Here is a 24739-nt window from a genome sequence, read left to right as displayed (position 1 = left end):
TACACTAATTGAGCTGTGTAGAATCATAAATCCTAGTAGGAAAAATGAATATTATGGCTTCATTGCTTTGCGGTTTGTTTTATCATCTAGCTACTAAATTAACGATTTGTAATTTTACTAAGTAATGCATTTTTCAAGTTAAATAATAACAATAGATAGAAGGAAGAAAGCGCTATGTATTTCATTTGAACAAGAAAAAAAGCTGCCGAAGCAACTTAAGTGATCCTATTTAATTAATCAATTTATTTTCTTTTTATCCATGCTGTATACAATGACCTTAACTTTTTCATCCCCAAGTATAGACAAAATATCCTCTGATTTTAGGTACTCATTGATTTCTTTATCAATTTTCATTCCTAGTTCTTTTGCTGTTAAATCAGAACTTTGAATGGAAGTACTGATCATAATAATTAATGGCTTACTTTTATACCCCACTCCTTTAACCTTGTACTCTTTTTTTGACAGTAGCCCTTCAGCAATAGCAGGAATAATCTGACTTCCTTTATCAGTTGCTCTAACTTCTACCGTTACTCTCGTTACTTTAATTTTATATCCAGGATAATGATTTGATTCAGCAATTTCCTTCGCTATCTGTTCAACATCCCGTTTCACTTCGTTATAATACTTTTTTGACCCTTCCATATTAATAAAGATTGTATCTTCCGTCGGGTCAGCTTGAACCATGTTAAATGGATAATTTAAGTTGGTTAATTTTTTCGTAATCTCACTTTCTAGTACTGTTTTTTCTTTCTTTTCCGCTACGTTCAATTCATAGTCTTTCCGTTCTTGATATTTGGTAATGTTTACGGAATAGGAATTGTAACCCTTTGATTGAAGAATTTCATCTACAGTCTTTTTAATCCCGTCTTTTACCTCATTATAATATGACTCTGATTCATCTACCCATATATGGATTGTTTTCGGTGAATATGTGATACCGAAACTACCTATTTTATATCCTCTCTTTTTCAGCTCTTCCCAAATCATTTGCTCTAAAGGTTTAGACTTAAAAATAAGGCTAAGATACGGTATTTTTGAAATTACTTCTGCCATCCCTTGTAATCCAGTTAAGTTACCTTTGTTCAAAGTAGAATAATAATAGCTATTCAACCTTTACTAGTGTGTTTAGTAAAGAAAAATAAAAAACTGGTACCAATTTTTTACCAGTTTTTTACAATAAAATATATCCAGATGAATAGAAAAAATAGAATTAAAATTGTTCAAAAAGAGTTTATTTATTAAAAACGATTATATAATTTTTTATAATCTTAACACTACTTCTCTGTGCTTTTTCCTTCTTAATTTTTTTATCAAGTCTAGAACTGTATCAATATTATTTTCTTGATCCTGGAACTCATCTAATAATGTATCATTCTCAGGAATTATTGAAGAGTGATACATTGTACCAATAAAATAATACTTATAATAATTGGATCTATCGAATTCTTCAACTTTAAGGTCACTCAGTTTATAAACTTGATCGTCAATCTCAAGATACCCTGAACTAAGGTGATGAGCCTCAACTAAAAACTCATTGTTTATCAATAATCCATAATAAGTCTCGTTCCCGTTTATATTGAAAGGTTCATTTTCTTCTGTTTCCATTATTATCAAGTCATTATAACAACTTTCTGTATACAACCATAAACCTTTTATTTTTAATTCCTTATTATCTAGCATAAGCTTTTTATTTCCCAAATATCTTAAACTACTAAAATTATTATCTCCTCTACCTGTATTAAACCAAAGTCTATGTTTAAAGTTCTTTTTATTAATATTTTCAACAAATCTTTTAATATATTTTTCATCATCAACATACTGTACCCCTATAGATACATTAGGACAAGTAGCTCTAATCGCATCATTTAATAAGTACATTTCATCAAATGGATCGACAGCTTTCCTTGAATCTTTGATTTCCTTAATATGCTCAAAAATTTCATCAACACTTTGATATCTATCTTTAGGGTCGTTATAAAGGCACTTATTCACTACTACTTCAATAATTTCAGCTTGTTCTGAATTAAAAATTTCTGTAACTCTTCTCCTATTTGTTCCTTTGTGAGTGCTTCCAAATACATACCATTGGCAAACTTGTCCAAGAGCATATATATCCATTGAAGGGGCAGGAATTACCCCCTTTTCTACCTGTTCAGGTGCAGAAAACTCATAATTAGCCAGCCTTTCACTTTTTTCAGTTTTTGCTTTCAATTGATACATATCAGAATTATAGCTTGCAATCCCAAAATCTGTTAAAACAAAGTCAATATTTTTTGTCACCAAAATATTTTCAGGCTTTATGTCCCTATGTATAATTCCGTTTTCGTGTATTTTTTTTAAAGTCACTAACAAAAAGTTAAATAATCTTGCAAATGTCTCTTCTTCAATATCCAATGAATCAGACCTTAATACTTTTAAGGATTTATCATATCTTTTCATAATAATTGCTGGAATACTAAGTTCTTCATTTAAGAGAATATCCTCAAAATTTATATAGTTTACTATATTGCGACGATCCACCATTAAATTGACATTAAAATACTCAGCTTTAAAACGTTGAAGCTTTCTCATGTTATTTTCAACAAGAAACTTTATTGCCACCTCTTGGTTGTTTTGGATTCCACCGTATACTAGACCGTTTCCACCTTGTCCTATTTGCTTTAAATCCGAAACTTCTCCTAAAGACAAATTTATTGTTCCATTACTTTGTTTGATAAACTCACTAACACTTTTTGCTAGGTTTTTACTTCCATTTTCTTTAGACAATTGAGTCACCCCTGTACGAATTAACATATTCACTTATAATACAAAATTACTAATCCTATATCCTAGTACTTTTCAATGTTGAACTGAGCCAAATAAGTATGTGGATCTCCAAATTTAACAGCTTCAATTATATTAAGGATCCATTTTATTAACTTCGCTTCTATTAATAAGTCTGAATTGATATATTATTTCTCAGAGTAAATTGATTGCTTTAATAAATTGAGTACCCTTTAACGTCTACAATGAGAAATATAATAAGTATTTTTATGTTCTACATGAATTTCTGTTCAATGATGATAATTCCAATTATAAACAACTTCTCCAAATTTGTACTTAATTATTGTTAAGTCTCAACTCATCACCTATTTCTACATTTTTACCAATGAAAAAAAAGAGTCTGCATAAGCAGACTTCATATAATTCAACTAATGCATGCGTTAGTTGAATAAGGTTACTAATATCCAAAATGAAACTGGTGCTAAGACAAAGAGTAGAATGAACAAACAAATTAAGACTCCTCTTTTTTCAAACCACGCTTTTATAATCACTTGTCTTATCTTTTTATTAAAAATGCTAATTCCTATTAAAACCAATAAAGCAATTAAATCGCCGAATTTTGTATATTTTAGAAAAGGTATTGTTAATGCAATAATAACAACTAAAAATACTTTTCCTGATGTTTTCATTGTCATTTTATAAATCCTCTCATACCAACTTTTTAATATGATTATATCATTAATCGTCTTATCCTTATGCAACTAAACTGCCATTATGTTGAATAAAAAAGACCGACTTTACAGCCGATCATGTTATGCAACTATCGCATGCGTTAGTTCAATAAGTTAAATACTATATGATGTTTTTCTTATATCTAAAACTTCAGCTTTTGAACAATAAAAATGTAATCTATCGTCTTCAAAATCCGTCACTTCAAGACTTAAATTCTCCCATCTCCGTTCGCTAATGTCTATTATATCTAACGATATTTGGAGAAAGTTTCCACCAGCTTCAAATTTGATTTCTTGAGGATCATAAAACCTAATAATTGTTTTATACCAAGTTCCAGTTCTTTCAATTACAAATTCAATATCAAGAACAGCTTTCTTTTCAAATGCCTCTTTAAACATTTTTAAATGAAAATCAGTAATTAATTTAACATCAAAAAAAGAAAAATCGCTTATTTTTCTTTTTTCTAAGTCTATATTTTTATTCATTTTTACCTCCAGATGAACCACTTAAATAATAACACCCATTATCAAATAATATTGAACTAACGCATGCGTTATTTAAATAAAAGCTATGTTATTCTTCTAAAGAATTATTTAATAAGTCTAAAAGAAAATCTCCAAAGTTCTTCGCAATAATTTCAAACGGTTGTTCCTTTAACGGAAGTCCACTGATATACGAAACAACGGGTGCATTATCATCATTATTACTTTGTACTTTTGAACAATCTAAGCAGAAATACTCTCCATCATCAGCGAAGTAAAAACAAATTAAATTATCTGGCAAATTTTCTTTTTCCCTAAATTCTTTGGTAATCCAAATCATATTCGGGATGCCCGTCTCCTCTGTTCCTAGACCATATATTTCTTCTCCAAAAATATCTCCCAAACCATAATTCTTTAAAAACTCTCTATAACTTTTAGGGAATTTGACTTTTAAGTTACTTTCTGCATCAATAATTGTTTGTTCATCGATTTCACCAATAAAGTCAGCTTCTTCTAAATTAGCTTCTATGATTTCTAGTGCTTTATCTATCGACATTTTGTTTTCCTCCATATTAACCCATTTTTACCTATATTTTATCATTACTCCTTATGTAACTAAACTGCCATTTTGTTAAATAAAAAATGAGCCACATTAAGTGACTCAAGTTATTCAACTAAAGCATGCGTTAGTTACTTAAGTAAAAATAAATTACTCTAATTCTTCTTGAATGAATTCTAATTCTTCTTGGATGATTTCTAATAAGAAATCTCCAAAATCATCTGCAATAAGTTCGCTAAACTCCATCCCTAAATTAATAGAAACCACAGCAGGTTCATTTTCTCGATTAAGTTTATTAAAATCTAAACAAAATCGTTCCCCCATACCTGTGGCATAAATAACAAGATAGTTTTTTGGCAAACCAGCATCTCTTCTTAATTTGATTGTGTACCATATAGCATCTGGAACAGAAGAGTTTATAAAATCTTCATCAATTACTCCATATACTTCTTCTGCGCCGAAATCTCCAGCTCCATAATTAATGAGAAAATGGCGATATATCTTTGAAAATTTTAACTCTAACGTAGTTTCTGCTTTTTCAATTAAACTTTCTGAACGCTTTCCTACAAAATCGGCTTCTTCTTGATTTTGCTCGATTATTTCAATTGCTTTTTCATAATTTGACCAACTCATTGTGCTCCTCCAGATGTTCATTTGAAATTAATATACCATATTATTTTAATTTCCTTGTTCAACTATACTGCCATTTACTTCAATAAAAAAAACGACTAAACAGCCGATCATGTTGTTCAACTATCGCATGCTTTAGTTGAATAAGGATAAATTCTTGTTAAATTATTTATCGCTTAAAATACTACTAAATTTCCTTTAGGAGGCTTTCCACTTTCCCAACCACATGGAAAATTGCCACCCTCGTAAATACGAAGTAACTCCAGAAAAAAAGTTGGTCTATTTTTACAGTTTTTATATGTATGCTCCATGATTGCTCCTAAAACGTCCCATGATACAGTACCAATAAAATCTTGATCCAATTGATTCTGTTCTTTTATTAAATTAAGTTTCGGAACTATTTCCTTATTTATAAAACTACGAGCCTCGGCTGCAATGTTGTTCCAATTAGAATATTCTTTTGGGTATTTATTACGTAGAAATGCAGCAAGGTCATTATTTACAGCCAAGGTAATGTTCTCCCATGATAACTTTTTGTAATGCTTTTCTGCTTTTTTCCATGAATTAATGTAAGTAGTATTTAATTTAACATCATATTCTACTGATTCCCCACAGTTTACAAACCATTGGATATCATTAATACGATTTAGGATATCACTGTCTATTTTCATAAATTCTAATATGCCTCCTGCTTACGTTATAACTTATCATGTTGTACAACTAAAGCATGCGTTAGTTGAATTACAACTCGTTTTCTTCAACAAATTCAAGAAAAGAATCTTGTAAATCTCCATTTAATGATTCTTCTTGTCCTTTAATCTTCATTTCAATTTCAAAATCTTCATCGGATATAGAAACTACACCATCTAATATTCCAAAAACGGAAGAAACAGTATCTATTTGAATTTGTTCAATAATTTTAAAGAGCATCTTTTTATTATCTTCTGTGAGTTCTTTAAAGAATTTTAGTGCATCTTTCCAATACGTATCTGTTACATCTTTAGTTTCAGTATTAACAAATAAATCCTCGTATTCTGAAAGCCCCTCCTTAATTACTGAATGATAGGTGTTTTTAACGAACTCTGCATTGTTCATATTTTTGCTCCTTTATTAAACCTTGTCTTCTAAATTTTATAACATTTTACCTTTTTTAACTAAAGAATTTAGACAATTCTTATTCAACTAACCTGCCATTTAGCCACCCATGCAGCGCGAGCGCTGCACCACAGCGAATGAAAAAGATATAAAACCGTCAATACTGCTTCTATGGCTGGGTGAGGAAGGTCGATGAACTATGGTGCCATTAGAGCCCAACATTTAGTCTGACTCCAACGATCACGGTGCATCACAGACTGTCGCTCCCTTGCGGGAAGCACTCATGGTAGATTAATCCTATTCTGATTATTGCACCAGCCTCTATTTTTTGAGCCATAGGAAGGATGAATTCAATGGAAGTTATCATTGAACGAGTTTGCGGAATGGATCTTCACAAGGACAACATTACTGCCTGTATTATGACACCAGAAGGAAAGGAGATTCAAACGTTTTCAACGAAAACGATATATTTAATAAAATTGATGGATTGGATAAAGTTACAAGGATGTACTCATGTCGCAATGGAAAGTACAGGTGTTTATTGGAAACCCATTGTTAATTTAATTGAAGCTGAAGATCTAGAGTTCTTTGTCGTCAACGCACAACATATGAAAGCTGTTCCTGGACGAAAAACTGACGTAAAAGATGCGGAATGGATCGCCCAACTTCTCCGTCACGGGTTACTAACAGCCAGTTTCATTCCCGATCGACAACAACGAGAATTAAGAGAACTAGTTCGATATCGCAGAAGTATAATTGAAGAACGATCTCGACAACTTAATCGAATTCAAAAAGTACTGGAAGGTGCAAATATTAAACTAGGCTCTGTTGTTTCAGATATTATGGGTGTTTCAGCTAAAGAAATGCTTTACGCTATTGCAGATGGAGAAGAAGATCCTACGAAACTAGCAAACATGGCTCGTCGCTCATTGAAACGCAAAAAAGATGAACTTGAGCTCGCTCTTCGAGGGTATGTTAATCCTCATCAACGTATGATGTTGAAAACAATATTAACTCACATTGATTTTCTAACAAATTGAAAAACTCGATTCAGAAGTAACCCAGAGAGTAAGTTCTTTTCAAGAAGACATAGAACGACTGGACTCAATTCCAGGTATCGCTACACGTATGGCTGAACAGATACTAGCCGAAATTGGAACAGATTTAGAGAACCAGTTTGGGAGTGCACCCCGATTATGTTCCTGGGCAGCATTAGTTCCTGGACATAATGAAAGCGCTGGTAAAAGGAAATCAACTAAATCAAAAAAAGGCAACAAGTATTTAAAAGCAGCCTTAACTGAAGCCGCACATTCTGTGGGTGCATCCAAAAACTACCTTGGAGCAATGTATCGAAGAACAGCAGCACGAAAAGGTAGGAAAAGAGCAGGAATAGTAGTAGCACATGCCATGTTAAGAATCGCCTATTATCTTCTGACTAGGAAAGAAATGTACAGAGACTTAGGAGAAGTTTATTATGACAAACAAAAAGAAGTATCAATGGTCCGTTATTCAGTTCGAAGACTTGAAAAATTAGGGTATTCTGTATCGATCGAAGAAGTCTCTTAATCCATCAACCACTAATATATTTTTTTACTGTTGGACGCTTTTTAAAAATAAAATAAAGACGTCTTCTTTAGTTATGTACTTTTTTACTTGAATACCGTAAGGTTTTTTCATGGTAGTTCAATAAAAAAATCGACTTTTCAGCCGATCGTGTTGTTCAACTAATGCATGCGTTATTTGAAGAAGATTATGTTGATTTAAATTCATTTCTTTAATTTCTTTAACGCAAAAGCTATATAAACTAATGCAATAGTATTGATTAACTCTAAAAGTGGTCTCAATTTAAGCACTATATATGATAAGAAACTCATTTTTTTCATCCTTTTTATTTTAGTTTTACTTTCAACTAACTCTGAAAGTATATTTATTTAATATAATTCTATCCTTAGATTAAGAACCCTTTTTGTTCAACTAACCTGTCTAGTCAAATTTTTCTACAAATTATAATTCAACACTTTCTCTTTTTCTCGCCTTTAAACGCTTATAAATTGGATAGCCCACCATATAATATCCTGAGAATGATAACAGTACTAATGATAAACCAGTCATTGTTAGGATACTGTATCTATACCAATTACCAAAGAAGGATCCATCATGTAAAGTAATGATGAAAGTCGAGTAATCAGGGTTTTTAGATAAAACCTTGCCTGTGCTTGCATCAATCTGAACGTCTTGGCTATTATTAAAGCGAACCTGGTAAATGTTTAAACCAGGTCTATATTCTATCCTAAAAATATCTTCAACCGATTTGGCACCTGAGAGCCCTTGAGATGTCGCAATTGAAACGACTTTATCCATTGTTATTGCTTGACTTGGACTCGCCTCTTTCCCTAGTTTTAACTCATCTGCAACTCCTAATGGTATCATATAAACTAGCATGAGCCCTGTTACTGCAATAAACATAAAAAACAAAGATAAAATTAATCCAGACCATTTATGTACTTTTCGACTAAATTGGTACAGCCTTAATGATTTTGACATTCTCCTCACACCTTATCTTAATTTTTATTTCTAATATTAATGTTAAATAGTGGTTCGAATCTAGTTAACATAAACATTCTCATAAGCAAAAAAAAAGGATCTATGTTACCAGATCTTTTTGATTCTTATGTAACTACCGCATTGCTTTAGTTAAATTATGTATAATAAACTAATGTCCTAACTCCAATAAAAAAACACCAATAATTCCAGTCCAAACAGAAAATTTAAACTTATTAAAATGTCCTAATTTAAAAAAGTCTTCTTTTACTACTCGTTGTTGGTCAGATGATTGAAATGCTCCAATAAATATTCCTGAAAGAAGTAAAGAGATTATACCTATAATAAAGCATATTTTTACCAACTCATCATCTTCCTTTCGTTGTTTTTTACCGATTATTTCCATATAGTTGATTTCTGCATTAAGCTCCTCATTCCTTCAATATTAAATTGGGTTATTTTAGCCTTGATTTAATAGTATTAATAAGTTCTTAAAGTAAAAAGTGTCTTTAATTAGTGATAATTAACCCAAAAAATATACGAATCCTTATTCAACTATACTGCCATTTTGTTGAATAAAAAAAATCGACTAAACAGCCGATCTTGTTGTTCAACTAATGCATCAGTTAGTTACATAACAATTTATATGCTAAAATTCAATTCTACTCCATATTTCATTACCTTTTTTCGTTTGTTCAAACCAAAAATCTTCTATTATTTCATTCCTTTTCTTGTTTTTCTTTTAAAAGATAGTAAATTTTACTAACGTACCACATAGTTATAGACGTGAAAATTAATATAAGAGCCAAAATAGTTTCGTTCATAAGAAACTCCTTTTCTTTTTATATACCATACATATAATCATCAAATCCCCTAGCAACTCAATAATTAAAAGCACCAAATCCAATAATATAATTCCATCTATGTAAAATTCCAAATAAGAATTTCATTAATTCTTCTAGTATTTAAGCCATCAATATTCAACAACTGTAACAGTTACTTGTTCTTGGTCTTATTTTTCTTCATCATATAACCACCATATGTTTTTATTAACTTAAATACTCTTTGATTATCTCATATTATAAAACCTTAGTTATTGGTAAATCTTGCTTATTGAACTAACGCATGCGTTAGTTACATAAGAAATATCAGGCTAATCACTACAATTCTTACTATCCAGGTCACATTAGAAAGATATTTTTTCGCCTTTAGATTTTTAATATCCCCATCTAATGGAACTAATTTTATCATGAATTTTCTAAAAAAATGATAACAACAGAACACAACAAATATGTAAATTAGAAAAAATAAATTTTTATAGTGCCATGTTTCAGAACCTAATTTTATGAATGTAATCGATAGTATTAATACTAAATTTATAAATACCTCATCATAAATTTTTTCGAAGAATTTCATCTTTTCCATTTGATTTACTCCCTAACATATTAGCTAAGCAAAAACACACCTATTTCTAATGTAACATCTTTATAAAGGAGCATCTATATTCATCTTAAATTGGCTTAATTTAACAAATCCTTATTCAACTATACTGCCATTTTGTTGAATAAAAAAAGCCGCATATAAGCAGCTCGTGTTATGCAACTAATGCATGCGTTAGTTACATAAGGATATCATTTATTTTTACTATTCGATTTGGTAATTAACTTACAAAGATAGCCTACTATATATTCTCTTTTTGTAGATTCTTCAATATCATTATTTTCAACAAGGTCATTAATTCCTTGATTAATTACTTTCCATAACGGTGTATTTTCAAATTTCTCATATGGATGTGACATGCCATTTCCTCCAGGTTTCTTAATGTAACTAATGCATGCGTTAGTTGAATTAGCGTCATAGACTTGGATTATCTAGCGAACAAAACAATTACCACCATAAAATAGAAATTAAATTACATCCCTAAAATGGAAATGAACTTAGTTGAGACACTTTTTTCCTTTATCCACAATTGAAAATCGCTAATCATCGAGGTAAGCTGCATTATGTTTGTATCATAGTTTTCCATAAATTCTTTCTCGGAATAGACGAATGGAAACCCTAAAATATTCTTCAGTTTATGAGCATTAGGATTATCAGATAGATATTGTTTCATCTTTTCTAATTCCATAATAATTACCTTCCAAGTTTCAATATCTATTTCATTAAAAGCATAATAATCAAACTTCTTATAGCTTTTTTCGAAGGCAGGCATAATATATCCGAAGTTTTCTTCTGTAAAGAAAATAGAAGAATTATTCCAACATTCGCCTTTATACTTATCAGGAAGAACTTCTATATAACAAGAACCTTCTAGGGTACTGGCATCATAGATTATTTCAATCATTTAATCACCCCTTTAAATATCAGTCGTTTATGTTGTACAACTAACGCATGCGTTAGCCAACCATGAAGCTCAAAAATCGGAGCTTCACAACAGTGAATGAAAATGTGCTGTCTCCGACCATACTGATTCTATGGCTGGGAGATGAAGGTCGATCAACTATGGTGCCTTAGAGCCCGTTGCGTTAGTCTGACTCCAACGACCACGGTGTACAACAGATTGTTGCTCCCTTACGGGAAGCACTCATAGTAGATTAATCCTATTCTGATTGTTGCACCAGCCTCCAGTTATAAGCCTAGAAAGGGAGATTTCAATGGATATTATCATTGAAAGAGCGTGTGGTCTTGATGTTCATAAAGACAATATCACTGCTTGCATTTTGACATCAGAAGGAAAGGAGATTCAAACATTTTCCACCAAAACTGTTTTTTTATTAAAGTTATTGGATTGGATTAAGGAGAGTAACTGTACTCATGTAGCAATGGAAAGTACTAGTGTTTATTGGAAACCGATTGTTAACTTACTAGAATCTGAAGGAATTGAGTTTTTAGTTGTAAATGCACAGCATATGAAAGCACTACCTGGTCGTAAAACCGATGTTAAAGATGCGGAATGGATTGCCCAACTTCTGCGCCATGGACTCCTTAAAGCAAGTTTCATTCCAGATCGAAATCAACGAGAGTTGCGAGAACTTGTACGTTATCGCCGTAGTATTATCGAAGAACGCGCCAGACAACTTAATCGGATTCAAAAGGTTTTAGAAGGAGCCAACATTAAACTAGGGTCCGTTGTATCTGAAATTGACGGTGTTTCATCAACAGACATGCTTCGTGCAATTGCAAATGGTGAGGATGATCCTGATAAACTAGCAAACTTCGCTCGTGGTACATTGAAGAAGAAAAAAGAAGAGCTTAAATTGGCACTTCAAGGTCATATACATCCACACCAACGCTTAATGTTAAAAACGATATTAGCCCATATTGATTTCCTAACTGAACAAATTGAAATGTTAGATCAGGAGGTAGCCCAGCGAACAAGTCCCTATCAAGAAGATATAGAGCGACTCGATTCAATTCCTGGAATCGCTAAAAGAACGGCTGAACAAATCCTAGCTGAAATTGGTACGGATGTTGAAAAGCAATTCTCCTCCGCACCACGTCTATGTTCGTGGGCGTCCTTAGTTCCTGGACATAATGAGAGTGCAGGTAAAAGGAAATCTAGCAAGTCTAAAAAGGGAAATAAATATTTAAAATCAGGATTAACAGAAGCAGCTCATTCAGTAAGAGGGTCCAAAAACTATCTAGTTCGAAGACTAGAAAACTTAGGTTATACCGTAACAATAACCGAAGCCTCCTAATCTATTATTAATCCATAAACACCAATGATCCAGGCGCTCCTCTAATTTTTAAAAAACGAATGAGCTGCGTCTAATTTAGTATTGCCTTTTTTTCGAGATTAAAGAAGTTTATTTTCATAGTAGTTGAATAAGGAATGTACAACATTAATTTGTTGAATTCGCTATTTTCATAAGTTTATTTTTGGATAATCTTGTACTCCCTTTGTACTTTATTTCCATTTCTAATTCCTTTTTATTATTTCTCCAATTTAATAATTGTTCCTTGGAATTTTCGCGATAATAGAATTTAGTTCCTGGTATCAAATTTTTCTTGTTCCATTTACTATCTTTATATGAACTAACATTTTCAGATGCAGTGACATTAATCTCTTCTTTAGAATTTTTATAGACTAACTGAATTATGTCGCAGTTTCTCCCACAACCCTTTGTAGTAGCATAACTTTTAGTATATTTAATCGGTAAATAACTAGGTCTAACATGTATGTCTACTAATTTTTCAGCAAGTTTTATTGGTTCTTTAATTACTCCCGAACCAAATATTAAAACAAACAATATTGTAAAAAGAACATAATAAAGTATTTTCTTTCGTTTCATAAAACAATTTCCTCCCAAAGCAAAACATTGTACATATAAATGAATTATTAATTTAATTATACCTAATATACTCAGTTTATGATTTAGGAGATTTTTGACTTTTTATATAAACATTTATAGTTTTCTTATGCAACTAAACTGCCATTTAGCTTAATAAAAAAATCGGCTAAAAAGCCGATCATGTTGTTCAACTAATGCATGCGTTAGTTGAATAACGAGTTGTAATTATTATGTTATCTTTGCATTTTTAAATAACTCAGATAATGAATTAGCAATTAACCTTTTTGTTGATAAAATTTCCTCTTGTTGTTCACTGACATCATGATATATCTGATATACTGGTGGGTTTTCACCTTCCTCCAAAGATATATAAATTTGATCGCCTGTTCCTAAAGCATCATACCCAATGCACAAATAACCTTTATCTAATAAAGTAATGCCTGGATATAACTCAGTGGATTCAGAAATTATCCCCTCTAAATCTAGGAATCCCATATCTATGTAATCTTCATCATCTTCTGAATCTATGTATTTTGTTGTAATTTCTAAACCATAAATAGGGACATTTCTATAAAACTGTTTAAGCCATTCAGGAAGTTTGTTCCTAAATACTTTATTTAAATGATCAAGTTTATTTAAGGTAAATCTTTCTCCAATTTTCCCATCACTTCTAGCACGTTCGAGTAATTTTAGCACGGAATTTTCAACTTCTGGATTCACCATATCACATCCATTCTGGAACAATTTTTCTTAATTTTATCACTTTCCCTTATGCAACTATACTGCCATTTAGTTGAATAAGAACGGTGAATGTCTACCTTTTCGAACACAGTGTTGTCGCTTTTGACTATAAATTTTGATGAGATCCAGTTCTTGAAATCAGTGACCGAGGCGATCCAGTTCAAAATCATTAATTTATGACCATGTCATAAAAAAAAGACCGACAAAATGTCGATCACCTTATGCAATCAACGCACCCGTTAGCGTAAGTACATTACTTCACAATCTTAATCTCCAGACCGTGACATTTAAAGTTATGATTAGGATTTTTCGTAATCTCTTCTTTCTGAAATTCATACATGGCAATTTTATAGTTAATTTCTTCTAAGTGTTTTATGCTTTCGTCAATTTTCTTCTGCACTTCCAATTTATGTTGCTTTAACATTTCTTCTCTATGCAAAAAGGTAGAATTTCCTTGTTCGTAAAGTTCCTTATATTCCTTAATTTTCGAAAGTGGCATTCCTGTCTCTTTAAGACAACGAATAAAAGAAATCCAATCTAAAAGTTGTTCGTTATAAACTCTTCGACCTTTTTCATCACGAGATACATCTTGCAGTAGCCCTTGCTCTTCATAAAATCTAAGTGTCTTTGCCGTTATATTTAAGTTCTCCACTACATATTTCATTGGATACAACATTCTTTTGTCCTCCTTTGTTACAGTTACTGTAACTAAGAGAATATCATAAGGAAGAATATTATATCAATAATCTTGTGTATAATCATTTTAATCATTTACTCTTGACTTACCCTAACGTTAACTAATTATACTAAAGTAGAATTTCTAATGGGGAGAATTGTGGCTCATCATGATAACAATAATGCAGTAAGATAAACTTTCATCATTAGAAGAATTTAGGATAGAGAGGTTATTGAAATGAATCAAAAATACAGTAAGTTATTTGAATCTTTCACATTCAGAAGCGGAATAACAATCAAGAATAGAGTCGTTATGGCACCTATGACAACATGGTCAAGTAATGACGACCTTACCATTTCGGATGAAGAGGTAAAATATTACAAACAAAGAGTAAATGGAGTAGGACTCGTCATTACAGGTTGTACTCATGTTTCACCTAATGGGCAAGGTTTTACGAATGAATTTGCTGGATACAATGATGAATTTACTCCAAGTTTACGAAAATTAGCTGATGCAGCGAAAAGTGGAGGCTCACCTGCGGTACTTCAGATTTTTCATGCAGGTAATAAAGCCCTGCCTGGATTGGATGCAGTTAGTGCGAGTGCATTGCAACCCGAAGTTACTAATTTAGGTTCAACTTCAGAAACAAGAGAACTTTCACATGAGGAGATCTTGTCGATTATACGTGCTTTTGGCGACACAACAAAAAGAGCGATTGAAGCTGGATTTGATGGTGTTGAAATTCATGGGGCTCATGGATTTTTAATTCAAAATTTCTGGTCACCAGCGACCAATCAGCGGACGGACCAATGGGGAGGATCACTTGAAAATCGTTTGCATTTTCCATTGGCGATTATTGAAGAAATTAAAAAGGTAATTGAAAAACATGCTACAAAACCATTCATTTTAGGATACCGATTTTCACCTGAAGAATCCTCCAAAGAGGACGGATTACGTATGAAAGACACGTATGAATTAATTAATTTCCTTGTTGAACAGGATTTAGATTATATACATGCTTCATTAGATAATGTGTCTTCAAAACCAGTAGATAGTCAAGATGAAAAAACACGGCTTGAATTGATACTTGAAAAAGCAAACGGTAAGGTACCTGTGTTGGCTGCTGGTTCGATAGTAACACCAGATGATGCTCTTAAAACTATGGAATTAGGATTGCCGTTAGTCGCCATTGGTCATTCGTTAATTATGAACCCTGATTGGGTTGAAAAGGTTGCAAATGGACGTGAAGCCGAGATCGCTTCTGAGTTGAATGTTACGAAACTAGACCAGCTTAATATTCCAGAAAAACTTTGGAATGTTATTCAAGCAATGCCAGGTTGGTTTAATATTGGTAAATAAAGAAGTAGTCCTATGGACTACTTCTTTATTCTTTACTTTTAAATATATTGAACTAACCTGCCATTATGTTGAATAAAAAATGGACTGCCGAAGCAGCCCAACGTTATACAACTAACGCACTGCGTTAATTCAATTACCATGCCAACTATTCCATACACTTTTGAAATATCCCGACAATAAACCCTTTCCTTGGAATCTATCTTCGAGAACAGCTCGGACCTGCTGAAATTCATATTTATGTTTTCCGTATGTATTAGGAATGGAACCCATATAAGAATATTTATACACTGGATCATTTGGACAAAGATCGTATGCACGTTTTAGCATAGATTTACCTTTTTCTTCCCAATACTCAAAGTCACCAAAATAATATGGAAAAAGTGAAATCATATAACCAAAACACCACAGAAAATCCTCGTTCGCCATAAAATTTTCCAATCCAAAATCCGTGATCTGACGTAGTACAGACTCTAATTCATCAAAATCTACACCTTTAATACCTAAAGGTCCTTCTTCTACTAGAACAAACCAGCAAAAGAATCCAAGGCGAATAACAGTTTTTATGTCATTACGATTTTGGTTCCAATGTTTAACCAAGATAGTTTTTGCTTCATTCCATTTGCCTTGACTTTCTAGGGCATCTACTTCAGCCCATTTCCAATTAATCACAGCGATTTCACCTTCAATCTTGAATATTTGTTAAAATGACTTCTAATGGATCTTCAACTAACGCATCAGTTAGTTGTATTAATTTATATTAGTAATTGTTACTTACTTTTTAATGAGTACTCATATTGTCATAATAGCTAACCAAATAAAAAATAAGCCAAATAATATAGTTATCACCTTTACTACATGCCAAGGTAGGTATCCGATAATTATATAAACCAATTCAACTAAAATGCTACTTCCTTCTCTACCTTTTATGTTACCTCTTTTAATTACTTCATGTTTAGATTTATTAAACAGAATGCCTAATATTGTAACAAAACCTCCTATTAAAAAAGGTATATATGCACCTGTATCAATTATATTTTTAATCAAAATAGCACTCCTAACATGTATACTTCATCAAAAATTATAACATCCTTATTCAACTAATCTGCCATTTACTTCAATAAAAAAAGCCGCATATAAGCAGCTCGTGTTATTAAACTAATGCATTAGTTAGTTGTATAAGGAGTAACGCATTTTACAAAAAATAATCCTCAGCTAAATTTTTAATTACAAGATAACCCCAAGTTGAAAATGTAGAGTATTTCTCCCATTCTTCTTTGTTTATTGAGCGAATTTCTTCGTACCCTTTCATTAATTTGCAGGATTCAGAAAAGGCACTTTCTGATTTAAACATATCAGAATCGATACCATCTTCTTCTAATGAACGGTAGCCCAATACCATGCCATCTACACTTGTTTCATGGATAGTTTTTATATGGACATCACCTTGCCTTAAAGTCTTTTTTCCTGCAATTGATTCTGAAGTTGGTAATTCATCACCTAGCCAATCCATTAATCCAGCTAAAAAACCACGCTTATCTTCCTTTGACACTTCGATTACACGACCACATGCAAATTTGTTGTTCTTTAATGGAATTGCCCAGTATTGTCCTGGAATTAAAAACGAATTTGACTTTGGTAAAAATGGATAAGATACTTTTCGCATTTTATCTATTCTCCTATAGCATAATTTCCCCCATTATATCATGATTTCTTATTCAACTAACCTGCCATTTTGTTGAACAAAAAAGAGCTGCCGAAGCATATTCACACCTTTCTTCCCCCTCCTTTTACAACAATATGAAGAAAATGAATACCTTTTGTCCATAAAAAAATCCATTGAAAGTCCAATGGATTTTAATATTAACACAATAATTCAATTCACTAAAAAATTTATTAAATATAAAACACCTTTAACTATTAACCATCTATATATTTTTCATAATCTTCCATTTCTTGATCGTTTAAGAGTTTGCCATTCAGATAAACTTTCTTCCAATCATAGACATCTTTATAAAAATAAACATTGAAAAGGATACGAACCGTTTCATTATAGCTATAATCGTAACCCTTGAATTCCACCACATAATATCGATCTCTTTTTTCAATCACTTTCCATTGTGGATTGTCGGTATAGTCCTCTAATGCAATGCCCTCATCAGTTCCAGCAACAGTATTTACTATGTTAAGAGACGTTGGTATATAAGTTGCTACCGCTACAATCACAAAGTCTAAAAATAGCAAAAGGCAACCCAAACCGATCATTATACCAACATGGGTCCCACCCTTGTTTTGAATATAATAATCTCTTCGTTTCTCAGGCAAAGATTTTGTTTGCTTCAAAAGTTTTGAAATGTGAAGATAATACAAACGATTAGCATGCCATCCCAAAAGCAAAGAGATTATCAAAGGAATTACCCAGTAAATAAGAACTTCCAACCAAAGTGGGCTATCGATAATTAAATAGGTTACAGTCCATAGAGTCACTATGAAACTTAGTAGTAAAAACACCTTATACATTTTTCGATAAGCGAACCAAAACAACGTAAAGAAAAAAGCCGCCCAATTCCAAGTGTTTTTCTTTGCTGGGTCTGAAACTAGATCCCATTTTAAACCATAATACGATGTATTATTTTTCACCACTTTTTCATATGCCTCTAAATGATGTTCCAAAGTTTTTTCTTCATTGAATTTCTCATCATAGTCAGAGGGACACACATTATCATCTCCATTCTCTCATTAGTCATTTCACTGTTCCTATTTCGTTAATAATGGCTTAAAATACTTAATTATTAGCCTTACATTATATGTTTTCTATCGTTAAACCATACTCTTTTGTTTCGACCCTTGTTTTTTATTTGCGATGTTTTATGACCCCAATTCATAAGAAAAAGCAAGTTTCTTTTGAAAACTTGCCTATACTATAAACCTTATAATTTTCAATTATACTGAATCACTCTCTAAGATAAGTATTTTACTTGTACATACCCCTCTTTACCGCCAACTTTTACTTTATACCATAATCCATTTTTCATAATAATTTCAACTCACGTTGTACAACTACTATGAAAGTAAATTAGTTCAAAAATAGAAAAATGACAATACTTAAGAAAACCCTGCTCAATCGTTAAAAAAAAGAGAAGAGCTTAACTAAATAGCCTAGTGATTACGGTTGACTGGATTAAGGTCAATATCAGTATAGACAAGTCCAATCTATTTTCATTCACTGTTGTGAAGCTCCGACTTTTGAGCTTCATGGTTGGCTAACGCATGCGTTAGTTGAATAAGAACAATTAGTTAGATATTAATTATCGATAAAAGTTCTTCTTGTGCAATTAGATAATCTTCACCTGATTCTTCATCCAAAACAAAGAAACGAGTACTTCCATCATCATCTATAAGAGCAAGTGAAAGATCCATTACCAAACATTTGCAATATGGATTTTCAGAATCATTAAGTTCATAACCTGACTTAAATTCAAAAATATACCTTTGATCTTCTTCAAGAATATATTCTTTATTTTCAATTGTTAGTTTCAATGTCATCTTTCTCATTATTATGTTCTCCTCTACTTTTAAGAAGATATTGGGTCTTCATTGCTATACTATTGAACTAACGCATGCTTTAGTTTAATAAGATTGTAAATCATGCGTTATTTTAATAAAGTAGTAAATTAATATATATATAAACGCAAAAACAATCGGAATAGTATTTATCCATTTTGGAATTTTCGTATTAAATTTACCTAAAATTTTCCTCAATAAGTCATTACATAATTGAAATAGATTTATTGTCAAAAACAGTATCATAAAGAAATAAAAATTATTAAATTTGATTCCATATAAAATCAAAGATAAAAAAAATCCTAAAGATAGAAATTCAGCTAGGTCATATTTTCTAACAGTGTGTTCTGATAACCATTTTACATAGCTCTTTAATAACGACATTTTCCAGCACCTCAAATTTTACTTTTAGTTCTAAAATTTTTACATTCTAATTTGAAATATATTACTTAATTGTAAAATTCGCTAGACTTTTTTCAAAATCCTTGTTCAACTAAACTGCCATTTACTGCAATAAAAAAACTGCAATTAAGCAGCTTGTGATTTTCAACTATTGCACCCGTTAGTTAAACAACAGAAGGTTTCTTAGTCAAGAACCGCTCCAATAGTATTACGGTATTAAATTACCTATCATAAGGTTCGAGCTTCAAAATAAATTCTTCAACATCCTTGCCTCTTGCGTTGGAAAAACCCTTATCTTCAGAGATGATTTTAAACCTGCATTTTTCCAATACCCTAATGGAGGCGAGGTTATCTTTAGCGGCACGAGCATAGAGCGGGCGTACCTTAATATACTCCAGAAACTCTGACAACGCTTTAGTTGCAATACCATGACCCCAATATTCCTTCCCAATCCAGTAGCTTACTTCGTGTTCGCCGAACTGTTCAAAGTTCGAGACGTGTCCAGTGACAATGCCATTGAATAATATAGTCTTAATTGTGATAGTCTCGTCAGCGATAATTTTTTTCCAATGGTCAAAAAATACGTCCTTATCAGTGGGGTCTTTAGCTGTAAAGGCAGCCATATAGTTCGCCGTTGAATCTAGTTGTTGTTCGAAAAAGATAGGAAGATCTTCCTCTGTGATATCTCGTAGCTTCACTTCGCTTTTGCTAATGGATTCCATATAATTCACAAGCTCCTTAACATATTTTTGAATATAAATTCTTCCAAGTTTAGAGAAATTCCTTCTTCATCTAACCTGCCATTTTGTTGAATAAAAAAATCGACTAAACAGCCGATCTTGTTGTTCAACTATTGCATGCGTTAGTTGCATAAGAAACCGAGTATTTTTGTGGCTTATAAATTTCCAATCACAAACTCTTTACGAAGTAACCTTACCATTTAATTATTTAACAACTCAATTTATTCGAATTTTTCTTACAATAATTTCCATTTTGGTTTAAAATTATGTTAATTAGATTTTAAAATTTGAAGGGATGATGGAGTTGAAAAAGCTTATTTTTGCAATCATTACACTAGGATTTCTGTTTGGACTTACATGGATTGTTTCAGATTTTATGCATGGTAAAATGATTGACTATGCGTTTTTTGTAGGATTGGTAGTAACGATCATTATCCGATTTTTCACGAGTAGTGGAGGATATGCATCCAATAGCCTTAATTTAAGCACTCAAACACAGACTGGTATGAAAGTAACGGGTGAAAATGATAGTCCTTTTACAGTAACTCAAAAATCATTTTCATTACTGGTATCTTTTACTTTTACAATCGTTTCTTTACTCGTTACACTAGCTTATTATTGGAAAGAATTTTGAAGTAAGGAATGAGGTTAAGATCAAATGAGCATACGCTTTTATCTATGGAAAAAATTCTACCAATTACTATTTACTATCATTTTGATTGGAATTATTGTAGCATTCTCAACTAGTTTACATGCGTCAAAAGATGAACTATTTCATTCGGTTTTAGAACAAATTAAAACCTTTGGTCATAACTTTCTTCATTTAAACGAAATGACGATACAAGTGGGTATATCCTCAACAGAAGCACCATTATGGGGCTATCTAAAACAACCGTATGTCTATTCGTTTATCATTCTATCAACTTCTTTTATCTGTATATTTACGCTCGGAATCTTGTTTTCGTATGGAACCTATCTGTTATCACCAAAGATGCGAAAAGTCGTCAAAGAATGTTTATTTCTCTTACAAAGTATTCCAGATGTAATGTTTATATTCGCAGTTCAATTATTCATCATTTGGTTGTATAAAAAAACGAATATCCTCATAGTCGATCCCGTTGCTGGTTTTGAGAACATTTATGTATTACCGATACTTGTCGTGTCCGTTTTACCTGGAATAATGTTATTTCAAATGACGTTTTTAGCCATAGAGGAAGAAAGTAAAAAGACATATGTCGAATTTGCAATAGCAAAAGGGTTATCCAATGGGTGGATTCTATTGAGGCATATTCTACGAAATGTAGTTGTAACTCTATTTTCCAATTCACACTTTTTATTTTGGATACTCATTTCAAATTTATTAGTTGTTGAATTATTATTTAATATCCATGGCTACTTTAAATTACTATATACTGTATCAAACACGCCTGATGTATTTTTCATCTGCTTAATCGTTTTATTTCTGCCATTCTTCTTTATTGAAGCGGTTTTTAATCTTGTCGCAATAAAAGTAACTGGAAAGGAGCAATCTCAATGAATAAGAGTTGGAAAAGGCTACCATTCCTTTTTTCATTACTTTTTCTAGTCGGTTTGGTTATATTCAGCTTTCTTTATACACTTGTATTGAAAGATCACATAAAAGATCCCCCAGTCCTTTTGTATGATGGAAATGGGAATATGACAAAGGCTCGACCATTTCCTCCTAGTTTTGATTTTCCATTTGGTGTCGATCGTTTTGGTCATAATCTATTTTGGTCAGTAATAGACGGTGCTAAATATACAATATTAATTGGGTTGAGTGTAAGTTTACTACGTGTTGGTTTAAGTGTTTGTTTTGGAATTATTTATGGTATCTATTTGCAAAAAATGCGACAATTTTTCACAACATTTGAACGCGCATTCCGATTTATACCAGCTATTCTATTGGTCTTGTTGTTCTTCGATGTAAATTTATTTGGTAATTCGACAAAAGGTTTTTCCTATATTGCTTCAATCGTCATTTGGCTGACAATTGTTGCATTGCCATCTCTCGTTCATGTAGTAGGAAATGAAGTCATTCACTTTAACAGGGAAGATTTCATTACAGCGTCTAGAGCCATAGGTGCGACTAAATTTCGAATTATTCGAAAACATGTAATGCCATTTCTACGTACTAGAGCATTACTTATGATTGTTCAGCAAATGATAAGTGTATTGTTATTACTTGTTCATTTGGGTATAGTCCGAGTATTTGTAGGTGGTAGGCATATAATTCAAATCGACTCTGTAAGTAAAGTTATTTTACCTTCCACAAACGAATGGTCTGCGTTAATTGGTGTTTCCTACCAAGAGTTAATGCTCGATCAATGGATTGTCTTTGGACCGAGTATCGCATTTATTCTGACATTGTTGGCTTGTAATGTAATGAAAAGGATGTTGGAGGGTACTGAAGAAAAGGTTGTGGTCCCAATAGCTGGAAAAACACACTCAAAAGAAATTAAACAACTAAAGAAATCGGACTTTACTTTTGCCGAAGCTGTGGTAATTAATAAGGGCATAAAAGAGTTTCAGTAAAAAAAAGGAACTTCGCACGAAGTTCCTTTTCAATTTGTGAATTATCCCTTAATGCTGAAATTAGTAATTGTTCTCTAAGAAGGAATAAAAAAAAGCCGCATATAAGCAGCTCGTGTTCTTCAACTATTGCATCAGTTAGTTGTATAACAATGTTATTTTATTAATCAAAATAATTATTGAATTCATTACTCTTATGAGAATAATGTTTCTTATTATCAAAATGTACGTTTTTAACATTCATACAGAGACTTAAATCACCGTCGTTTACTTTAGTTCCATAAAATGCCAAGTTTCTTAAATTAGACAAATTTTTAATAAAATTTATATTTTCCATATCTCCACACTTAAAAAGATCCAGCTGATAAAGATTATTTAAATTTTTAATCACAGAAAAGTCCTCAATATTTTTACAGTTTTCTAATTCAAGCTTTCCTAAATTATTGACCTCATCAATATCACTAATATCAGTTAAAGTTCTAAGATAGTATAATTGTAGATTTTTTAGTTGTTTGAGATTACTTATTCCTTTTAATGTCTTTATCCTAGATTGAGTAATAATTAACGTTTCCAAGCGAAATAAATTCGAAATTTCTTCTAAATCACGAGTTTTAGGAGCGTAATCCCAAATGCTTAACTGTTTTAAATTTAATAATTTACTCAATCCTGAAATCTTATTATGCCAAGTAATATACAATTTTTCTAATGTCCATAAATTTTCTAACTCTAATTTAACCTTTGCTTCTCCAGTACCCAGTTTTTTAAGATTCTTTAAACTATATAATTTCGATAAATCCTCAATAAAATGGTTATCAATATAAATTGCTTCGATATTTGGACATTCACTTAAAAATGATAGATCCTTATATTTATTAAATTTATCGTTTATTTTCAATTCCATGATTTCATGATCATTTATTAATTTGAAACAATTCTCTAAATTATTTTGATTTAAAATAACACATTTTGTACCATCATTTGATTCAGTAACTTTAACGTCATTAATACGATAGCTTTTCAAATAACTCACCTTTCCCAACAATATAGACTTCTCTGATATTGTCTATAATATCACTTTCTTATTAAACTAAACTGCCATTTAGCTGCATAAAAAAACGATCCTTCGTTATTGAAGAATCGCATGCGTTAGTTGTACAACGAATATATAATAACTTCTAAGTTAAAGGATTAAAAATTACAGGCACACCTAATTCAATTTGAACTTTTTTTGCCAATAATGTACCCTTTTCATTATGTTTTACTTTCTTATCCTCTGGTAGTGCAGGTGCTTTAAACAAATCTACTGATTTTTGATAATCAAGTACCCATGAAATTAATTCTCTGTATAACTCTTCAGAGATTTTGAAGTCATCAATATCAAAATTCCAATTACACTTAGCACACCAAATAGGATCAGCAAAATCTGCTTCTACTCTATATAATTCATCATGACTACATTTATTTTTAAATATAATAATACTCTCCTTGTCTCTATTTATTGTTTTTCTACTATTATAGCTAAAGTAATTCAATAAACTAACGCATCAGTTAGTTGTATTAAAATAAAAATATTATTAAAGGATTTTACGAAATATTAAATAACATATCTATACCTA

The 24739-nt window shown here is 31.6% G+C and carries 27 protein-coding genes and 2 pseudogenes; 6 read left to right on the top strand and 23 right to left on the bottom strand.

The genetic code is table 11. The features are described 5' to 3' along the window. Window positions 1–237: 237 nt before the first annotated feature. The 8 genes from COE53_RS18070 to COE53_RS18035 all read right to left on the bottom strand — a co-directional run bounded on the left by COE53_RS18070 (window position 238) and on the right by COE53_RS18035 (window position 6261). A complete protein-coding gene (locus COE53_RS18070) occupies window positions 238–1053 on the bottom strand; it encodes a DUF4030 domain-containing protein (protein WP_142350416.1) in 816 nt (271 codons plus the stop codon). Between the two features lie 207 nt (window positions 1054–1260). Next, window positions 1261–2766, bottom strand: coding sequence for a protein kinase domain-containing protein (locus tag COE53_RS18065; protein ID WP_483295436.1), 1506 nt, complete (start codon window positions 2764–2766; stop codon window positions 1261–1263). Window positions 2767–3203: 437 nt separating this feature from the next. Further along, window positions 3204–3458, bottom strand: a complete 255-nt coding sequence (locus COE53_RS18060) for a hypothetical protein (RefSeq protein WP_098948493.1) — start codon at window positions 3456–3458, stop codon at window positions 3204–3206. Window positions 3459–3608: 150 nt separating this feature from the next. Beyond that, window positions 3609–3980, bottom strand: coding sequence for a hypothetical protein (locus COE53_RS18055; protein WP_098948492.1), 372 nt, complete (start codon window positions 3978–3980; stop codon window positions 3609–3611). 88 nt (window positions 3981–4068) lie between these two features. Beyond that, a complete protein-coding gene (locus COE53_RS18050) occupies window positions 4069–4533 on the bottom strand; it encodes an SMI1/KNR4 family protein (protein WP_180242445.1) in 465 nt (154 codons plus the stop codon). Window positions 4534–4686: 153 nt separating this feature from the next. Continuing rightward, complete coding sequence (locus COE53_RS18045; protein ID WP_098948490.1) at window positions 4687–5169, bottom strand: SMI1/KNR4 family protein; 483 nt, start codon at window positions 5167–5169, stop codon at window positions 4687–4689. Window positions 5170–5342: 173 nt separating this feature from the next. Continuing rightward, the gene (locus COE53_RS18040; RefSeq protein ID WP_098948489.1) at window positions 5343–5837 is read right to left on the bottom strand and encodes a hypothetical protein; all 495 of its coding nucleotides are present in this window, start codon (window positions 5835–5837) and stop codon (window positions 5343–5345) included. Between the two features lie 70 nt (window positions 5838–5907). Further along, on the bottom strand, window positions 5908–6261 hold the full coding sequence (locus COE53_RS18035; RefSeq protein WP_098948488.1) for a transposase: 354 nt from the start codon (window positions 6259–6261) through the stop codon (window positions 5908–5910). A gap of 353 nt (window positions 6262–6614) precedes the next feature. Between COE53_RS18035 and COE53_RS18030 the strand changes: the two are divergent. Beyond that, window positions 6615–7827 (top strand): annotated as a pseudogene (locus tag COE53_RS18030) (IS110 family RNA-guided transposase). Window positions 7828–8265: 438 nt separating this feature from the next. Here COE53_RS18030 and COE53_RS18025 read toward each other — a convergent pair. From COE53_RS18025 to COE53_RS18010, 4 genes are all read right to left on the bottom strand, one after another. Further along, a complete protein-coding gene (locus tag COE53_RS18025) occupies window positions 8266–8805 on the bottom strand; it encodes a PepSY-associated TM helix domain-containing protein (RefSeq protein WP_098428683.1) in 540 nt (179 codons plus the stop codon). 169 nt (window positions 8806–8974) lie between these two features. Further along, complete coding sequence (locus tag COE53_RS18020; protein WP_098948487.1) at window positions 8975–9208, bottom strand: hypothetical protein; 234 nt, start codon at window positions 9206–9208, stop codon at window positions 8975–8977. Between the two features lie 1225 nt (window positions 9209–10433). After that, complete coding sequence (locus tag COE53_RS24085; RefSeq protein ID WP_176522503.1) at window positions 10434–10601, bottom strand: hypothetical protein; 168 nt, start codon at window positions 10599–10601, stop codon at window positions 10434–10436. Window positions 10602–10714: 113 nt separating this feature from the next. Then, window positions 10715–11146, bottom strand: coding sequence for a hypothetical protein (locus tag COE53_RS18010; protein ID WP_097975299.1), 432 nt, complete (start codon window positions 11144–11146; stop codon window positions 10715–10717). Between the two features lie 310 nt (window positions 11147–11456). On the opposite strand from COE53_RS18010, the pseudogene COE53_RS18005 reads away from it, so the two are divergent. After that, window positions 11457–12440, top strand: a pseudogene (locus COE53_RS18005) (IS110 family RNA-guided transposase); the annotation flags it as partial. Window positions 12441–12644: 204 nt separating this feature from the next. On the opposite strand, the gene COE53_RS18000 reads toward COE53_RS18005, so the two are convergent. The 3 genes from COE53_RS18000 to COE53_RS17990 all read right to left on the bottom strand — a co-directional run bounded on the left by COE53_RS18000 (window position 12645) and on the right by COE53_RS17990 (window position 14511). After that, window positions 12645–13094, bottom strand: coding sequence for a hypothetical protein (locus COE53_RS18000; RefSeq protein ID WP_097975301.1), 450 nt, complete (start codon window positions 13092–13094; stop codon window positions 12645–12647). Between the two features lie 228 nt (window positions 13095–13322). Then, on the bottom strand, window positions 13323–13814 hold the full coding sequence (locus COE53_RS17995; RefSeq protein ID WP_180242444.1) for an SMI1/KNR4 family protein: 492 nt from the start codon (window positions 13812–13814) through the stop codon (window positions 13323–13325). A 274-nt stretch (window positions 13815–14088) separates the two neighbouring features. Next, complete coding sequence (locus COE53_RS17990; protein WP_098948483.1) at window positions 14089–14511, bottom strand: MerR family transcriptional regulator; 423 nt, start codon at window positions 14509–14511, stop codon at window positions 14089–14091. A 237-nt stretch (window positions 14512–14748) separates the two neighbouring features. On the opposite strand from COE53_RS17990, the gene COE53_RS17985 reads away from it, so the two are divergent. Then, on the top strand, window positions 14749–15870 hold the full coding sequence (locus COE53_RS17985) for an NADH-dependent flavin oxidoreductase (RefSeq protein WP_098948482.1): 1122 nt from the start codon (window positions 14749–14751) through the stop codon (window positions 15868–15870). Window positions 15871–15999: 129 nt separating this feature from the next. Here the strand turns inward: COE53_RS17985 and COE53_RS17980 are convergent, their stop codons facing one another. From COE53_RS17980 to COE53_RS17950, 6 genes are all read right to left on the bottom strand, one after another. Continuing rightward, window positions 16000–16539, bottom strand: a complete 540-nt coding sequence (locus COE53_RS17980; RefSeq protein WP_098948481.1) for a hypothetical protein — start codon at window positions 16537–16539, stop codon at window positions 16000–16002. A 120-nt stretch (window positions 16540–16659) separates the two neighbouring features. Beyond that, window positions 16660–16914, bottom strand: a complete 255-nt coding sequence (locus COE53_RS17975; protein WP_098948480.1) for a hypothetical protein — start codon at window positions 16912–16914, stop codon at window positions 16660–16662. Window positions 16915–17062: 148 nt separating this feature from the next. Continuing rightward, on the bottom strand, window positions 17063–17533 hold the full coding sequence (locus COE53_RS17970; protein ID WP_098948479.1) for an Imm26 family immunity protein: 471 nt from the start codon (window positions 17531–17533) through the stop codon (window positions 17063–17065). A gap of 254 nt (window positions 17534–17787) precedes the next feature. Further along, on the bottom strand, window positions 17788–18540 hold the full coding sequence (locus COE53_RS17965; RefSeq protein ID WP_097975294.1) for a DUF2628 domain-containing protein: 753 nt from the start codon (window positions 18538–18540) through the stop codon (window positions 17788–17790). Window positions 18541–19164: 624 nt separating this feature from the next. Further along, complete coding sequence (locus COE53_RS17960) at window positions 19165–19422, bottom strand: hypothetical protein (protein ID WP_097975247.1); 258 nt, start codon at window positions 19420–19422, stop codon at window positions 19165–19167. Window positions 19423–20054: 632 nt separating this feature from the next. Next, window positions 20055–20555: a GNAT family N-acetyltransferase gene (locus COE53_RS17950; protein WP_097975250.1), complete on the bottom strand. Its 501-nt coding sequence runs from the start codon at window positions 20553–20555 to the stop codon at window positions 20055–20057. A gap of 322 nt (window positions 20556–20877) precedes the next feature. Between COE53_RS17950 and COE53_RS17945 the strand changes: the two genes are divergently transcribed. Genes COE53_RS17945 through COE53_RS17935 form a run of 3 tightly spaced genes read left to right on the top strand, consistent with a single transcriptional unit; the run spans window position 20878 to window position 23126 of the window. Next, window positions 20878–21207, top strand: coding sequence for a hypothetical protein (locus COE53_RS17945; protein WP_142350415.1), 330 nt, complete (start codon window positions 20878–20880; stop codon window positions 21205–21207). 24 nt (window positions 21208–21231) lie between these two features. Further along, on the top strand, window positions 21232–22110 hold the full coding sequence (locus tag COE53_RS17940) for an ABC transporter permease subunit (RefSeq protein WP_098948477.1): 879 nt from the start codon (window positions 21232–21234) through the stop codon (window positions 22108–22110). Further along, window positions 22107–23126, top strand: a complete 1020-nt coding sequence (locus COE53_RS17935; protein WP_098948476.1) for an ABC transporter permease subunit — start codon at window positions 22107–22109, stop codon at window positions 23124–23126. Before COE53_RS17940 ends, COE53_RS17935 begins: the two co-directional genes overlap by 4 nt. Window positions 23127–23286: 160 nt before the next feature. Here the strand turns inward: COE53_RS17935 and COE53_RS17930 are convergent, their stop codons facing one another. Continuing rightward, window positions 23287–24144: a leucine-rich repeat domain-containing protein gene (locus COE53_RS17930; RefSeq protein WP_098948475.1), complete on the bottom strand. Its 858-nt coding sequence runs from the start codon at window positions 24142–24144 to the stop codon at window positions 23287–23289. 154 nt (window positions 24145–24298) lie between these two features. Next, window positions 24299–24655, bottom strand: coding sequence for a hypothetical protein (locus COE53_RS17925; RefSeq protein ID WP_098948474.1), 357 nt, complete (start codon window positions 24653–24655; stop codon window positions 24299–24301). Window positions 24656–24739 lie beyond the last annotated feature (84 nt).

Origin of the sequence: Bacillus sp. AFS029533, from assembly GCF_002585125.1 — a bacterium.
Lineage (GTDB): Bacteria > Bacillota > Bacilli > Bacillales > Bacillaceae_G > Gottfriedia > Gottfriedia luciferensis_B.
This window is presented reverse-complemented; position numbering and strand designations above follow the sequence as displayed.